Genomic DNA, 14,984 nt, shown 5'->3' on the forward strand with positions numbered 1-14,984 from the left:
GTTGCGATTGACGCTTGAATGATCCGCGTCAGGGGAGCAGCGTACGGGGAGGCACCGCGCCTTTGCTATCCAGGTCTTACAGCAACGTGCACGACGTCGGGAACGCCTCGGGCAACCGGGATCTCTTCGGTACGCACCTGCTGGAACCCGGCATTCCCCATGGTTCCCTCGAATTCCGGCGATGGCCTCGCCGACCACACCGCAAGCACCCCGCCGGGTCTCAACACCCTTGCGCAGCTTGCCAGTCCGGCCGGACCGTACAGCCCGTGGTTGCCGTCGGTGACGGTCCAGTCGGGACCGTTGTCGATGTCCAGGCACAGGGCGTCGTATGTGTCGGATGTCTCATTGACGAAATCGAGCAGGTCCGCTTGCACGATCTCCGTGCGTAGGTCGGCGAGGGCGTCGCGGGACAGCTCCGACAGGGGACCCGTGCGGTGCCAGTCGACGACGGCGGGCTCGCGCTCGACGACCGTGATCCGTCCCCAGCGGGGGTCGGCGGCGGCGTGGGCGAGGGAGAAGCCGACGCCGAGGCCGCCGATCAGGACGTGCGGTGCGGCCCGCCCGTCCAGGGCGTTCAGCGTGGCGTCGACGAGCAAACGCTCCGAGCGGCCGTCGGAGGTGTCCATCAGGAAGCAGCCGTTGGCGATGATCTGGAGCAGCTCGCCGTGGCGGCGCAGTACGACCTCGCCGTAAGGGCCCTCACGACGGTCCAGGACTTCGGGAATGTCGTAAGCGGTGCTCATGCGCTCATCCTGACACCGATGTGACGGAGCGTTGGAGGAATTAAGACGCTGGTGAGCGCGAGCTGGGAAGTCGCTGTGAATCGGCGTCGGGGTGGCGTCGGTCACAGACAGGCGGTCCGTGCGCCGCGAAGGGTGGTGGGGCGTAGCGGAAGGAGCGCCTCACCTTGGAACGGACTGCGCGGGAACGGACGGTACGGGCCGACGCACCGACCTCGTCGGCGCCCCTGCTGGACGGGATACCCAGGCAGCGCGGACCGGCGGACGGCACGACCATCACCGCGCCCGAGGCACCCCGCGTCCGCCGTGTCCCGCGTCCCTGGCGTCTGTTCCCCACCCCCACCGGCACCCCGTTCACCTTCGCCTACGTCGCCGTCCTCGTCGTCACCTCACTTGTCACCGAACATGCCGGCCCCGCGCTCGTGCACGCCCTGTACCAGGGGTCCAGCACGGATGTGGCGCACCTGGTGCGCACACCGGTGCTGGTGCTGGTGGGGAGCGCGCTGTGGGTCGCGGGCGGGTTCCTCTCGCCGTACGCGATCGGGCTCCTGCTCGTCCTGACCGGCCTGGAGCGGCGGATCGGCGGTGCGCGCACGGCCGGTGTCTTCCTGCTGGGGCACGTGCTGGCCACCCTCGCCACCGAGGTCCCGGTGGGCCTCGCGGTGCTCGCCGGTCACCTGCCCGACAGCGCCCTGCACCGCCTCGACTACGGGGTCAGCTTCGGCGTCGCCACGAGCGTCGGCGCCCTCGCCGGCCTCCTCACGCCCTGGCTGCGGTGGCCCCTGCTCGCGGTCGTCGGCTGGATGCTCGTCTCGGACCTGATCGCCTTCACGGACCCCCTGACGAACTGGGGCCACCTCATCTCCCTGGGCATCGGCATCGCGACCTGGCCGCTGGTACGGCGGTGGCGGCGGGGCCGCGCCCTCGGGTGAGCTCCGGCCGCCGAGTGAACTTCGCGCTGGTCGGCGGCGCCCTCGCCGGCAGGCTCAGGCCGGCCGCACGGCACCGTCAACGGCTCGCCCCACGGTGATCGCTGAGAGCGAACGAGGGTTGGGGAACATTCAAGCGGGGCCAAGCATTGAGTCGGCATAACTCAACTTGACTGCCGAAGGGGAGATCATGGCTTCGACGTCCACACCGCTCACCTTGCCCGTGCTGCCGCTCGACGACGAGGTCGTGCTGCCCGGGATGGTGGTTCCGCTGGATCTGAGCGACGCCGATGTGCGCGCCGCGGTGGAGGCAGCCCAGGCCGCCGCCCGCTCGGAGCCCGGCAAGCCCAGGGTCCTCCTGGTTCCACGCATCGACGGGACCTACGCGAGCACCGGCGTCCTCGGCACCGTCGAGCAGGTCGGACGGCTGGCCGACGGTGACCCGGGTGCCCTGATCCGAGGCCGCGGCCGCGTGCGGATCGGCGCCGGGACGACCGGGCCGGGCGCGGCGCTGTGGGTCGAGGGCACCCGCATCGACGAGAGCGTGCCCGAGCCGTTGCCGGGCCACGTCGCCGAACTGGTCAAGGAGTACAAGGCCCTGGCCACCGCCTGGCTGCGCAAGCGCGGAGCCTGGCAGGTCGTGGACCGTGTCCAGGCCATCGACGGCGTCTCCGCCCTCGCCGACAACTCCGGTTACTCGCCCTTCCTGACCGTCGAGCAGAAGGTGGAACTGCTCGAGACCGCCGACCCGGTGGCCCGCCTCAAGCTCGCCACCCAGCAGCTGCGCGACCACCTCGCCGAGCAGGACGTCGCCGAGACCATTGCCAAGGACGTCCAGGACGGCGTCGACAAGCAGCAGCGCGAGTTCCTCCTGCGGCGCCAGCTGGAGGCCGTGCGCAAGGAACTGCGCGAGCTCAACGGCGAGAGTGACGGCGAGGAGTCCGACGACTACCGCGCCCGCGTCGAGGCCGCCGACCTGCCCGAGAACGTCCGCGAGGCCGCCCTCAAGGAGGTCGACAAGCTGGAGCGGTCCAGCGACCAGTCCCCGGAGGGCTCCTGGATCCGCACCTGGCTCGACACCGTCCTGGAGCTGCCCTGGAACGAGCGGACCGATGACAGTGCTTCCGCGTACGACATCCAGGGCGCGAAGGCGATCCTCGACGCCGAGCACGCGGGCCTGGAGGACGTGAAGGAGCGGATCACCGAGTACCTGGCGGTGCGCAAGCGGCGCAACGACCGCGGCCTCGGCGTCGTCGGCGGGCGCCGCGGCGGTGCCGTGCTGGCCCTGGTGGGCCCGCCCGGCGTCGGCAAGACCTCGCTCGGCGAGTCCGTCGCCCACGCCATGGGCCGCAAGTTCGTCCGCGTCGCCCTCGGCGGCGTCCGCGACGAGGCCGAGATCCGCGGCCACCGTCGTACGTACGTCGGCGCGCTGCCCGGCCGGATCGTGCGCGCCATCAAGGAGGCCGGGTCCATGAACCCGGTCGTGCTCCTCGACGAGATCGACAAGGTCGGCTCCGACTTCCGCGGCGACCCCGCCGCGGCCCTCCTCGAGGTCCTCGACCCGGCGCAGAACCACACCTTCCGCGACCACTACCTGGAGGTCGAGCTCGACCTCAGCGACGTCGTCTTCCTCGCCACCGCCAACGTCCTGGAGGCCATCCCGGAGGCTCTGCTCGACCGTATGGAGCTGGTCCGCCTCGACGGCTACACCGAGGACGAGAAGGTCGTCATCGCCCGTGACCACCTGCTCCCGCGCCAGCTGGAGCGGGCCGGTCTGGACAAGGACGAGGTGACTCTCGACGAGGGCGCGCTGCGCAAGCTGGCCGGCGAGTACACGCGCGAGGCGGGTGTGCGCAACCTGGAGCGGTCCGTCGCGCGGCTGCTGCGCAAGGTCGCGGCCCAGCACGAACTCGGCGAGCGGAAGTTGCCGCTCACGGTCCGCGAAGGCGACCTGCGTGCCCTGATCGGCCGGCCGCACCATGTGCCGGAGTCCGCCCAGGACCCGGCCGAGCGGCGCACGTCGGTGCCGGGTGTGGCGACGGGCCTCGCGGTCACGGGCGCGGGCGGTGACGTGCTCTACGTCGAGGCGTCGCTGGCCGACCCGGAGACCGGTGCGGCGGGACTGACGCTGACGGGCCAGCTGGGCGACGTGATGAAGGAGTCGGCGCAGATCGCGCTGAGCTTCCTGCGCTCGCACGGCGCCGAACTGGAGCTGCCGGTCGCAGACCTGAAGGACCGGGGCGCGCACATCCACTTCCCGGCGGGCGCGGTCCCGAAGGACGGGCCGAGCGCCGGTATCACGATGACGACCGCGCTGGCCTCACTGCTCTCCGGCCGCCTGGTCCGCACGGACGTGGCGATGACCGGCGAGGTCTCGCTGACCGGCCGGGTGCTGCCCATCGGCGGGGTGAAGCAGAAGCTGCTCGCCGCGCACCGGGCCGGGGTCACCACCGTGATCATCCCCAAGCGCAACGAGCCCGACCTGGACGACGTCCCGGCGGAGGTGCTGGAGAAGCTCGACGTCCACACTGTCACGGACGTCCGCCAGGTCCTGGAGCTGGCGCTGGCACCGGCCACGAACGGCGCGGCGCCGGAGGTTCCGGTGGCGGCGTGACGGACGCTCCCGGATGAGGGAAGGCCCGGGTCCCCGAGAGGGAGGCCCGGGCCTTGCCCTGCCCGCTCGGGCAGCAGGGGGCCCGGAGGCCGTCATTGGTCCATTCCTGCGAAATACTTGCGGAGCTGCGGCGGTCACCAGGACAGGTCCTGGGTGCGGCAGGATTCTTCGGGACGAGCGGGAAACCGGATCAGGGGTGCTGACGTGCACGAGGACGCGAAAATGGACCAGGAGTTCCTGTCCCTGGAGCGGGAGCTGACCGTCCTGCTGCGGCGTGCCCGGGCCAACCAGGGCGAGATGGCCCGCGAGGTCCACCCGGACCTGGAGTCCGCCGCGTACGGGCTGCTCGTCCGGCTGGAGGAGTGCGGTCGCCAGCGCGCCACGGAGCTCGCCGCCTACATCGGCGTCGGCAAGGCGACCATGTCCCGCCAGCTGCGCGCCCTGGAGGAGCTCGGCCTCGTGGCCCGCGAGCCCGACCCGGCCGACGGGCGGGCCTGGCTGGTCGACCTCACCCCGGAGGGCCGCTCCCGCGTCGGCAAGGTCCGCGAGGCCCGCCGCGCCCGCTACGTCAGCGAACTCTCCCACTGGGACCGAGGCGAGGTGGCGGAACTGGCCCGGCTGCTGCACCAGCTGAATCGCGGCATGGAGAGGTAGCCCACCGGGCGGGCCCGGGTACCTCGCCGGGCGGGCCCGAGGCTCACAGCTCCACGTACACCGCGGTCGCGTCGTCGTGCGTCTTGCTGCGGCCCAGGAACACGCGCTCCTCGCCGTCGGCCCGCTCCAGGGCCCGTACCCGGTCCACCAGGGCGCGAGGGCCCTCCTTGCGCACGAAGGTGAACAGGTCCGTCCAATCGCCCTCCCGGAACTTCTCGACCCACCGCGTCGCCCCGTCCGTCAGCCCGGCCAGGGCGCGGACCTCGGTGCGGGGCAGGGCGCCGGTGACCGCCCGGCCCGCCACCGCGGGATCCGCGGCCGCCGTGAAGAATCCGCCCTCCTTGTTGCGGAGCGTGGCGTCGATCACGGCGTCCGAGGCCAGGGCCGAGCGGGGCAGCCGGGACAGGCGGTCGTCGAGGACCGGCGTGACCACGCCGTCGGGGGACTCCAGCAGCAGGGCCGCGTCGGACAGGACGAGGTACTCGACCGTGTCCGGGGACCAGCGGGCGACGGCCACCGTGGCCTGAGGGGTGCGTGGGTGAGAAAGGTCACAGGTTTCGGCATGGGCTTCGGAGGTACGTGCGATGGCGCGGGCCAGGGCGTCGGCCAGGGGAACATCCGTGAGGGAAACGGTCAGTTCGGTCAACGCCCCGCCGAGGCGCGCGGTGTACCAGGGGACCGAATGAAGACAGCCCGTTTTGCCTCGTGGTGGTGTCACGCCGTCCAGGACGACGAGCGAACCGCCCTGTCCGGAGGCGGGCAGTCCGACACTCGCGAAGTCCTCGTTGGGGTACGCCCGGTCGCCGGGCTCCGATACAAGTTCCGTTCGCATCCGGCCAGTCTGCACGAGGTCTCCACAAGGCCCGCAAAAGGCTGGCATCCATCGCCGGACCGATGCACCGACGCAGGTCAGGCGCCCCGTTTGAGGTGGAATGCTGCGCTCCGGGAAGACGTGGCGGCGAATACTGTCAAAGCCGGTCGCCCACGTCCAACCGGCCCACCGCGCAAGGCCGTCGCAAGCGCCGGAGGAACTTGCCCGCCAACTCTCCTTGGATGTTCACTCCTTCGGGTGGCGGGTCAGATGATGCGCGCCCCCTGTCCATCGGCGCTGGGAGGGTCAGGGACCGGTGGGACCCCCTGCTCCGACGACGCCGAGAGCGCGGGGGAAGACGTACGCAACAGTTGACGAAAAGTCACCCCGACCCATGGGCACACGAGTCAGGAATGCGAGCACCGGTGCAGAAGACGCGGCCGCGGCGCACAGGCAGGCAGACGGCCCCTGAAGGGGACGCGGAGCGCACCCCTGTCGGCAAGGGCCGCCCCACCCACGTACGCAACCGGCTGATCGTCGCCGTGGCCGTCGTGGCCGCCGCCATCGCCGGGGCCGGCGCCCCGTCCGTCCTGGCCGCCTCCGGGCAGCTCAAGGACTCCCAGGACCTGGTGGTCCTCGCCGAGCAGACCCAGGACGCGCTCGCCCTCGCCCACTCGCTCGCCGACGAACGCGACGAGATCACCTCCTACATCGCGGCCGGCCGCGTCAAGTCCGAGGCACCCTCGGAGCAGCGCAGCGCCCGCGTCGACCGGCAGGTCGAGGAGATGCGCGCCGACACGGACACACCCGCCGCGGTGCGCGGGGACCTCGACGCGATCGCCTCCGTCCGCAGGTCCGCCCTCACCGGCAAGGACACCGCCCTGGAGGCGCACCAGGCGTACTCCGCCACGATCACCGCGCTCCACCGGCTCGCCGAGCAGCTGGCGGCGGAGATGCCGCCCCGCGCGGGCTCCGGCACGCACTCCCTCGCCGAGCTCGACGCGGCGGTGCAGCAGTCGGCCGCCGCCCGCGGACTGCTCCTCGCGGCCCTCAACGTGCCGACGAGCAAGCAGACGGTCGTCAACCCCATCACCGGACTCGCGAGCACCGAGCTCGTCTCCTCCGACGCCGACACCAAGCAGCGCGACGCCCTCACCGCCGCCGCCCAGCAGGCCCGGCTGCGCTCCGACGCCGCCCTCGCCGGCTTCCGGGACAGCGCGCCCAAGGCGGCCGTGACGTCGTACGACTCCACGGTCACCGGCTCCGAGGTCCAGTCCGCCGACAAGTACCTCGCCTCCCTCACCGACCAGCCGCAGCTGAGCGACGGCGAGCTCGGCACCGACGCCAAGAAGCTGGACGAGGCCCTGTCCGCCCGCATCGACGCGATGCGGGGGGTGGAGTCGTCGCTCTTCGACCACCGCACCAAGGACCTCGAGAAGCTGCGGGACGACGACGTCACGGCGCTGGAGATCCGTATCGCGGCGCTGGGCGTGCTGATGCTGGTGGCCGTCGGCATGGCCACCGCCATGGCCCGCAGCCTCACCCGCCCGCTCGCCGCCCTGCGCCTCGGCTCGGCCCGGCTGGCCGGGGCGGAGGACCCGGTGGCCGAGGAGCCGGTGAAGTTCACCGGCCGCAACGACGAGTTCGCCCAGGTCGTCCGCTCCGTCAACGCCCTGCACGCGCACGCCGCCGCCCTCCACGAACGCGTCGCCACCCTGGAGGACGACCGCAAGCACCTCGTCGGGCAGCGCCAGAAGATGGCCGACGCCCGCGAGGAACTGCGCGCGGAACTCGCCGACTCCGCAGCCCAGTTGGAGCGGCTGCGCGGGAGCATCGGCGGCACGTTCGTCAACCTCGCCCTGCGCACGCTGGGTCTGGTCGAGCGGCAGCTCGCCGTCATCGAGAACCTGGAGGACCGCGAGCAGGACCCCGAGCGCCTCGCCACGCTCTTCAAGCTCGACCACTTCGCCACGGTCATGCGCCGGCACAGCGAGAACCTCCTCGTGCTGGCCGGTACGGAGCACGTGCAGCAGAGCGCCGTTCCGGTGCCGCTGGTCGACGTGGTCCGCGCGGCGGTCAGCGAGATCGAGCGCTACGAACGCGTCCGCATCGCGGCACTGCCGCCGCACGCGCACGTGGCGGGATTCGCCGCGGACGACCTCTCGCACCTGCTGGCCGAACTCATGGAGAACGCGACGTCGTTCTCCCCGCCCGACCTGCCCGTCGAGGTCTCCGGCTGGTTGCTGGAGAGCGGCGAGGTCATGCTCTCCGTCCAGGACGAGGGCATCGGGATGGCGGGCGACCGTCTGACCCGCCTCAACACCCGCCTCGCCGAGTTCGCCCCGGAGACGCCGTACGACCAGGAGGGTGAGGAGGGTCTCGGCCTCGGCCTCTACGTCGTCGCCCGCCTCGCCCACCGCCACGGCGTCCGCGTCCAGCTGCGCGAGCAGAAGCAGGGCGGCATCGCCGCGGTCGTCGTCCTCCCCCAGTCCCTGCTCGCGGCAGCCCCGTCCGCCGCGGTCCCCTCCTCGTCGTCGTCACCGCTGGCCGGCACGGCGAACACCTTCTCCCTCCCGGGCGCCGACGCCGAGGTCAACTCCAACATCCTCTCCGGCCGCTCCACGGGCGGCGACCCGCTGGTGAGGCTGGCGGAGCAGACGGTGCGGGACGCCGACGAGGCCGACGCGGAGTCCGGGGTGGCCGAGGAGGTCGTACGGGATTCCGAGGGGACTGCTGGGACCGACGCGGCTCTTCGGGAGCCCGGAGCCGGTGCGGAGGCGGAGGCAACCGAGGAGGCCGTACGTGAGTTTCCGGCGGCCGAGGGTGCCCTGGAGACGACCGGGGACGCGCGGGAGGCCGTACCGGAGACGGCGGAGCAGGAGCAGGAGCCGACGGCGCTCGGTACTGGCCCCGAGCCGACCACCGGCGCTGAGCCGGAAGCGCCCTCCGCCGAACCGGAGCCGGCCCCGAAGGCCCCGGAGCGGCCCGCCGAGATGACGATGGAGCTGCTCCTCCCGCCCCAGGCAGCCACCGAGCCCTCCACCCACGAGCGGGAACCGACCGAGAACGCACCCGACGAGCCCGACTCCGAGTCCGCCGGGGCCACTGCCCGTGAGCGCAGGGCGGCTTTGCGGGCGGCCCTTGAAGAGGCGTCCGGCGAGTCCGCGTCGGCTGGGCCTGCGTCGGCCGCGGGTGAGTCCCCGTGGGCCGCCGCCGAGCCCGCCGAGGGCGCGGCTGGTGAGCCCTGGGCGGCTGGGCGTGCGGGCGAGGATGAGCCCGCTGGGCCCGTGGCAGACGAGTCCGAGTCCGCCGGGGGCACTGCCCGGGAGCGTAGGGCGGCTTTGCGGGCGGCTCTTGAAGAGGCGTCCGGCGAGTCCCAGCCTGCTGGGTCTGCATCCGCCGCAGGCGAGCCGGCCGGGAGCGCGGCTCGTGATTCCTGGGCGGCTGCGCGCGTGGGCGAACATGCGCCTGCCGAGCCCGGGTCCGGCGAGTCCGCGCGGGCCGCCGGCGACCCCGCTGAGGGCGTAGGCCGTGAGCCTTGGGCGGCTGCGTCCTCCGAGGCCCAGCCCGCTGGGCCCGAGTCCGGTGGGGGCACGGCCCGGGAGCGCCGGGCGGCTTTGCGGGCGGCGCTCGGGGGATCGGGCGGGGAGTCCGCGTCCGCTGCCAGTTGGCCTGTAGGGGACGGCGGGGAAGCCGAGGCGGTGCATGAGCGGGTTCCCGACGAGCCCGAGGAAGTGCTCACCGACAAGGGGCTGCCCAAGCGGACCCCGAAGATCAACGCGCCTGCCCCGCCGCCGCGGCAGCGCGCCGGTTCCGTGGATGCCGAGGCGCTGCGTCGCCGTCTCGGCGGCTTCCGCCGGGGGGCGGAAGCGGGGTACCGCGACGTGGAGGCGGAGATCGCCGAGAAGACCGGCCAGAACCAGGTGCCCCCGGCACCCGGCGAGGCCACCTCACCCGCACCGCAGCACGCACACGCCGAAGATGACACGGGGGGCACCGTCGAGGAGGCAAGCAGTTGACCGCGCCCAGTACCTTCGGACTGAGCAGTGAAGCCCGCAACCTGCACTGGCTACTGACGAATCTCGTCGAGGAGGTGCCGGGCATCCAGTCGGTCGCGGTGGTCTCCTCCGACGGCCTGCTCCTCCTCTCCTCCGACCACGGCCGAAACGCCGAGGCACGCCGAGCGCAGACCGGCAAACCCACCGGCCCGCGCGGTTCCTCCGCGGACCTCGCCACCATCGTCTCCGGCATCGGCAGCCTCACCGTCGGCGCCGCCAAGCTGATGGAGTTCGGCCCGGTCAGGCACACGATGGTCGCGATGGACGAGGGCAGCCTCTTCGTGATGGCCATCAGCGACGGTTCCCTGCTGGGTGTGCACGGCTCCGCGGACTGCGACATGAGCGTGGTGGCGTACCACATGGCGCTCTTCGTCGGCCGCGCCGGCCACGTCCTGACGCCCGAACTCCGCAGCGAGCTGAGGCAGTCCCTGGAGATCGAGTCGGCAGGGAGTACCCGATGAGCACCGCGCCCCAGAGGCTCCCCGTCCGCGGCGGCGACCGCAAGCCCGCCCGCGTCCGCCCCTACTCGCTCACCGGCGGCCGTACCCGCTTCGGCCACGTCCTCCTCGTCGAGACCTTCGTGGCCGCCCTGGAGGCCCCCGAGGAGCGCCGGGAACTGACGAACGGTTCGCTGAAGACGGCCGTGATGCCGGAGATGCGGGCCATCGTCGAACTGTGCCGCCGTATGCGCACGGTGGCCGAGATCGCCGCGCTGCTGAGGATGCCGCTCGGCGTGGTCCGCGTGCTGCTCAGCGACCTCGCGGACCAGGGAAAGATCCGTGTGTACGGAACCGGGACGGGGCACGGCACCGGCCGCCCGGACCGCGCTCTGCTGGAAAGGGTGCTGAGTGGACTCCGTCGTCTCTGACGCCGCTCGTGGCGTCTCCCCCCACATCGAACCCCTCGTCGAACTCGAACCCGACGAGACGTTGCTGCCCTGGCAGACGGACCGGACCCGAGCCCCGATCGCCACGAAGATAGTCGTGGCGGGTGGCTTCGGCGTCGGCAAGACCACCCTCGTCACCGCCGTCTCGGAGATCACGCCCCTGCAGACCGAGGCGCTGATGACCGAGGCCAGCGAGGAGGTCGACGACCTCACCGCCACGCCCGGCAAGCTCACCACCACCGTGGCCATGGACTTCGGCCGCCTCACGCTCGACGAAGACCTGGTGCTCTACCTGTTCGGCACCCCGGGCCAGCAGCGGTTCTGGTTCATGTGGGACGACCTGGTGCGCGGCGCGATCGGCGCGGTCGTCATGGCCGACACCCGCCGCCTGAAGGACTGCTTCCCCGCGCTGGACTACTTCGAGAGCTGCGGACTGCCGTACGTCGTGGCCGTCAACCACTTCGACGGCAGCGAGCGGTTCGCTCCGCAGGACGTGCGGGAGGCGCTGACGATCCCCACGCACGTACCTGTCATGATCATGGATGCGCGGCGCCGGATCTCGGTGATCGAGACCCTCCTGGCCCTCGTCGGCCACGCCCTCGACGAAACCCCCGAGTAGGAGAAGTTCCCCGCATGCGGAAGATACTCGTCGTCGGAGCCGGCCAGTCCGGACTCCAGATCGCTCTCGGCCTCCAGTCGCACGGGTACGAGGTCACCCTGATGTCCAACCGGACGGCGGACGAGATCCGCTCCGGCCGGGTCATGTCGACGCAGTGCATGTTCCACACGGCCCTGCAGCACGAGCGCGATCTCCAGCTGAACTTCTGGGAGTCCCAGGCCCCGAAGATCGAAGGACTCGGCGTCTCGGTCGCGGCCCCCGGCTCGCACGACCCGGGCCCGACGCAGCGCGCGATCGACTGGGTGGGCAAGCTCGACGGGTACGCCCAGTCCGTCGACCAGCGCGTGAAGATGGCCGGCTGGATGGAGACGTTCGCCCAGCGCGGCGGCCAGCTGGTCATCCACGGCGCGGCGGTCTCCGACCTCGACTACTTCTCCCGTACGTACGACCTGGTGCTGGTCTCGGCCGGCAAGGGCGAGCTGGTGTCGATGTTCGGCCGCGACGCCGAGCGCTCCCCGTACAGCGAGCCGCAGCGCGCCCTCGCGGTGGCGTACGTCCATGGGCTGGGCCCGCGTCCGGAGCACCCGGAGTTCGACGCGGTCCGCTGCAACCTGGTCCCCGGCGTCGGCGAGCTGTTCATCATGCCGACCCTGACCACCTCCGGCCGCGCCGACATCCTCTTCTGGGAGGGCATACCCGGCGGCCCGCTCGACGTCTTCAAGGGCGTCAAGGACCCGGCGGAGCACCTCTCCCTGACCCTGGAACTCATGGAGAAGTTCACGCCGTGGGAGTACGCCCGGGCCACCAAGGTCGAGCTGACGGACGCCGGTGGCACGCTGGCCGGCCGGTATGCGCCGACGGTGCGCAATCCGATCGGCCGTCTGCCCGGCGGGGGCCTGGTGCTCGGTGTGGCTGATGTCGTCGTCGCCAACGACCCGATCACCGGGCAGGGCTCCAACTCGGCGTCCAAGTGCGCGGCGTCCTACCTCGCCTCGATCCTGGAGCGCGGGGAGAAGGCGTTCGACGAGGAGTGGATGCAGGGGACTTTCGACCGGTACTGGGAGACTGCGCAGCACGTCACGAAGTGGACCAACGCGATGTTGGCTCCGCCGCCGGAGCACATTCTGAACCTCATTGGTGCGGCGGGGCAGTTGCAGCCGGTGGCGGATCGATTCGCCAATGGGTTCAACGATCCGGCGGACTTCGAGAACTTCTTCTATGAGCCGGAGAAGGCGGCCGCCTATCTGGCCTCGGCCGCCGGAGCCTGATGGGTTCCTGACCTGCAGGTCCGGCCGTCGTTGCCTGCAGGACAACCGACTGTCGCTTGTCGTCCGGGAAGACATGAACGACTTCCAGCGGGCAGGCGCCCGAAGACCGCCCCTCACCTGGGATGCGACAAGCGAGAAGGCAGGCGATGAGTCGGACGACAACAAGAAGGACCGCCCTTCTGTCGCCCAGAGGCTGTCCCTCCGGACCGAGCGTCCATCAAAGTGGACGTGGGCCTGGCGATGAATCCCGCTGTACGCGAGGGAACAGTTACTTGCACTGACCCTTATGACACTTCATTCCGCTCGGGCAGACGATGCCAGTGCAGGGATCCACCGGCACGCATTGGCCATTTTTGCAGGTGGTGCCTGACGGACATACGATACCCGCGCATTTCTTGTTCGACGCAGCCAACAGCAATGTGCCCGGATCCTGGGAGCATGGCCCACGCTCAGCAGATTGCTGTTGAAGAATGGACGGATTCGGCCGGACATTCTCGTGCGCTGACTGGGTGGGCCCGAAGCCCAGTAGGGCCAGCGGGAGAATGAGCACGACGAGGAAGGACCTGGCAAACATGATTTGCTCCAGCTCTTGTCCTTTTTGTCTAGACTGCGCCTCTGCGTCCATGGGATGCAAGGACTCTATTTGGTTTCGATATCAACCAGTGAGCCAAACGCTGATTTCTGCTCGACGGTCGGTGTGCAACGCGGCCAAGTCGGCATTGGGGCTTGAAGAATGTGCCTCGACTGGCTGCTAGCCGGTAGCCAGTAGCCCCGACGGGCCCCCGTTTCTCTGAGCCGGAGAAGGCGGGGGCTTATCTCGCGGAGGTGTCGGGAGCCTAGGAGTTCGTGGGCGGCTGCGGGTTGTTTTGTTGCTGGTCGCGCCCACGCGGCGGAGCCGCATATGTCTCAGCCTCGCGCCCCTCGGTCTGCTGGTCCGGGCGTACTGCTCCCAGTACCGGGTTGGACGCGATCGGGGAGAGCTTGATGTTCTCGCCGGGGCGGGGGGCCTGGACCACCGTGCCGTCGCCCACGTACATCGCCACGTGGGTGGCGTCGGGGAAGTAGACGACCAGGTCGCCGGGGCGTAGCTCCTCCAAGGGGATTCGGGGGAGCTGCGCCCATTGCTCCTGACTGGTCCGGGGGATCGGGATTCCCGCCCGGCCCCATGCTTGGGACGTCAGGCCCGAGCAGTCGTACGACGTGGGGCCCTCCGCGCCCCACTCGTAGGGCTTGCCGAGTTGCTGGACGGCGTAGCGGATGGCGCTCTCGCCCGCCGGTGACGGGGTGCGGGCGGTGCTGAGGGCGCCGGAGGCCATGAAGGTGCGCTGGGCCTGGGCGATGCCGTTGCGTTCGAAGTCGGCGAGTGCGGTCAGCTGGTCGGTGGTGAGGGAGGCGAGCAGTTTCTCCACCTCGTCGAGCCGTGCGCGGACCTGGTCCCGCTCCTTCTTCCGGCGCTCGGTGAGGGTGAGCTGGCCGTCCAGGGCCCTGCGGGCCTTCCGCGCGAGCTCGTCGGCCCGCCGTTCGGTCCCCGCGAGCCGGCCCACCGTCTGCGCCCGCTCCCGCGCCAACTGGCCGATCATATGGCCCTGGTCGAGCGCGTGCTGGGGGTCGCGGGCGAGGAGGAGGTGTACGTAGGGGGAGATGTCGGAGGTGCCCTGGTACTGCTGGCGGGCCAGCCGTCCGGCCGCGCCCCGGCTGTCGTAGAGGGAGAGGCGGGCGTCGGCGAGTTCACGGTCCAGCCGGTCGGTCTCGGCGCGTTGCCGCTTCAGCTTCTCCTCGGTGGCGTTGTAGGACTCGGTGGCCTGTTCGGCCTCGCGGTACAGCCGCTGAAGGTCCGTCAGCAGCTCGGCCACGGAACGCTCGGGTTCCGGGACGGCCGCCGCGGACACCGGTGCGAGGGCGACGTGCGCCGCCACCGCCGCCGTACATACCAGACGCAGCACCCTGCCTGACACGCCATCACCTCCGGTGAGGGGCAGGCGGGCCTTCCGCCTCCCTCCGCACCGTGAGCATCAGGCGATCGCTCGTGACGTGCGCGTCGAACGTGCGCCGTTCGGCGCAACGCTGTCACTCGTCGGTGTCATCCGGCTTGCCGGGCGGCGTGGTGTCTGGATCGGCGCGGGGCGGGGTGTCCGGCTTGGACCAGGGCCACCTCGGGCGGCTGTCCTTGATCCCTTCCGGGTCGTACTCGTACTTCCACCCCTGGGGCAGGCCCAGGCGCCTGCTGTGGCCGCGGGGCGCGCGTCGGTAGACGAGCACGGTGGGCGGGCCGCCGGCCGCGTCGGGGACGGGGATGCGGTACGTCTTCGGTGGCTGGCCGGTGGGGCCGAGCAGGATGGGCAGGACGCGCCCGTCCATGGGCCCGCCCTCGAAGGGGGTGTCTTCGCTCTTCACGACACCAGTGT

At 71.2% G+C, this 14,984-nt stretch carries 12 protein-coding genes; 8 read left to right on the forward strand and 4 right to left on the reverse strand.

Annotated features, from left to right (window positions below; translation table 11 throughout):
• Nucleotides 1-65: 65 nt before the first annotated feature.
• Nucleotides 66-743 (reverse strand): spermidine synthase, encoded by a 678-nt coding sequence (locus ACFYWX_RS29650; RefSeq protein ID WP_389427199.1) that lies wholly within the window; start codon nucleotides 741-743, stop codon nucleotides 66-68.
• Between the two features lie 164 nt (nucleotides 744-907).
• Here ACFYWX_RS29650 and ACFYWX_RS29655 point away from each other — a divergent pair, with 164 nt between their 5' ends.
• From ACFYWX_RS29655 to ACFYWX_RS29665, 3 genes are all read left to right on the forward strand, one after another.
• Nucleotides 908-1,672 (forward strand): rhomboid-like protein, encoded by a 765-nt coding sequence (locus tag ACFYWX_RS29655; RefSeq protein ID WP_389427201.1) that lies wholly within the window; start codon nucleotides 908-910, stop codon nucleotides 1,670-1,672.
• A 187-nt stretch (nucleotides 1,673-1,859) separates the two neighbouring features.
• Nucleotides 1,860-4,283 carry an endopeptidase La gene (gene lon / locus ACFYWX_RS29660; RefSeq protein WP_389427203.1) on the forward strand — a complete coding sequence of 808 codons (2,424 nt, stop codon included), beginning with the start codon at nucleotides 1,860-1,862 and terminating at the stop codon, nucleotides 4,281-4,283.
• 222 nt (nucleotides 4,284-4,505) lie between these two features.
• Entirely contained in the window at nucleotides 4,506-4,937 is a 432-nt protein-coding gene (locus tag ACFYWX_RS29665) for a MarR family winged helix-turn-helix transcriptional regulator (protein ID WP_389427205.1), read from the forward strand.
• Between the two features lie 43 nt (nucleotides 4,938-4,980).
• Here ACFYWX_RS29665 and ACFYWX_RS29670 read toward each other — a convergent pair whose 3' ends face one another.
• Nucleotides 4,981-5,769, reverse strand: a complete 789-nt coding sequence (locus ACFYWX_RS29670; protein WP_389427207.1) for a protein phosphatase 2C domain-containing protein — start codon at nucleotides 5,767-5,769, stop codon at nucleotides 4,981-4,983.
• Nucleotides 5,770-6,173: 404 nt separating this feature from the next.
• Here ACFYWX_RS29670 and ACFYWX_RS29675 point away from each other — a divergent pair, with 404 nt between their 5' ends.
• Genes ACFYWX_RS29675 through ACFYWX_RS29695 form a run of 5 tightly spaced genes read left to right on the forward strand, consistent with a single transcriptional unit; the run spans nucleotide 6,174 to nucleotide 12,579 of the window.
• The gene (locus ACFYWX_RS29675; protein ID WP_389427209.1) at nucleotides 6,174-9,767 is read left to right on the forward strand and encodes a nitrate- and nitrite sensing domain-containing protein; all 3,594 of its coding nucleotides are present in this window, start codon (nucleotides 6,174-6,176) and stop codon (nucleotides 9,765-9,767) included.
• A complete protein-coding gene (locus tag ACFYWX_RS29680; protein WP_389427211.1) occupies nucleotides 9,764-10,267 on the forward strand; it encodes a roadblock/LC7 domain-containing protein in 504 nt (167 codons plus the stop codon). The genes ACFYWX_RS29675 and ACFYWX_RS29680 overlap by 4 nt, the downstream gene beginning before the upstream one ends.
• Entirely contained in the window at nucleotides 10,264-10,674 is a 411-nt protein-coding gene (locus tag ACFYWX_RS29685; protein WP_389427213.1) for a DUF742 domain-containing protein, read from the forward strand. Before ACFYWX_RS29680 ends, ACFYWX_RS29685 begins: the two co-directional genes overlap by 4 nt.
• Nucleotides 10,655-11,311 carry an ATP/GTP-binding protein gene (locus ACFYWX_RS29690; RefSeq protein ID WP_389427215.1) on the forward strand — a complete coding sequence of 219 codons (657 nt, stop codon included), beginning with the start codon at nucleotides 10,655-10,657 and terminating at the stop codon, nucleotides 11,309-11,311. The genes ACFYWX_RS29685 and ACFYWX_RS29690 overlap by 20 nt, the downstream gene beginning before the upstream one ends.
• A 14-nt stretch (nucleotides 11,312-11,325) precedes the next feature.
• Nucleotides 11,326-12,579: a styrene monooxygenase/indole monooxygenase family protein gene (locus tag ACFYWX_RS29695; RefSeq protein WP_389427217.1), complete on the forward strand. Its 1,254-nt coding sequence runs from the start codon at nucleotides 11,326-11,328 to the stop codon at nucleotides 12,577-12,579.
• An 836-nt stretch (nucleotides 12,580-13,415) separates the two neighbouring features.
• Here ACFYWX_RS29695 and ACFYWX_RS29700 read toward each other — a convergent pair.
• Nucleotides 13,416-14,534: an NlpC/P60 family protein gene (locus ACFYWX_RS29700; protein ID WP_389427219.1), complete on the reverse strand. Its 1,119-nt coding sequence runs from the start codon at nucleotides 14,532-14,534 to the stop codon at nucleotides 13,416-13,418.
• 112 nt (nucleotides 14,535-14,646) lie between these two features.
• Nucleotides 14,647-14,973: a hypothetical protein gene (locus ACFYWX_RS29705; protein ID WP_389427221.1), complete on the reverse strand. Its 327-nt coding sequence runs from the start codon at nucleotides 14,971-14,973 to the stop codon at nucleotides 14,647-14,649.
• Between the last annotated feature and the right edge of the window lie 11 nt (nucleotides 14,974-14,984).

Source organism: Streptomyces sp. NPDC002888 (assembly GCF_042888465.1).
In the GTDB taxonomy this organism is placed as follows: Bacteria; Actinomycetota; Actinomycetes; order Streptomycetales; family Streptomycetaceae; genus Streptomyces.

Bases quoted from the DNA above. Each gene is read 5' to 3' on its own strand.
- ACFYWX_RS29650 (WP_389427199.1), bottom strand. From the start codon at position 743: ATGAGCACCGCTTACGACATTCCCGAAGTCCTGGACCGTCGTGAGGGC.
- lon (WP_389427203.1), top strand. From the start codon at position 1,860: ATGGCTTCGACGTCCACACCGCTCACCTTGCCCGTGCTGCCGCTCGAC.
- ACFYWX_RS29665 (WP_389427205.1), top strand. From the start codon at position 4,506: ATGGACCAGGAGTTCCTGTCCCTGGAGCGGGAGCTGACCGTCCTGCTG.
- ACFYWX_RS29670 (WP_389427207.1), bottom strand. From the start codon at position 5,769: ATGCGAACGGAACTTGTATCGGAGCCCGGCGACCGGGCGTACCCCAAC.
- ACFYWX_RS29685 (WP_389427213.1), top strand. From the start codon at position 10,264: ATGAGCACCGCGCCCCAGAGGCTCCCCGTCCGCGGCGGCGACCGCAAG.
- ACFYWX_RS29695 (WP_389427217.1), top strand. From the start codon at position 11,326: ATGCGGAAGATACTCGTCGTCGGAGCCGGCCAGTCCGGACTCCAGATC.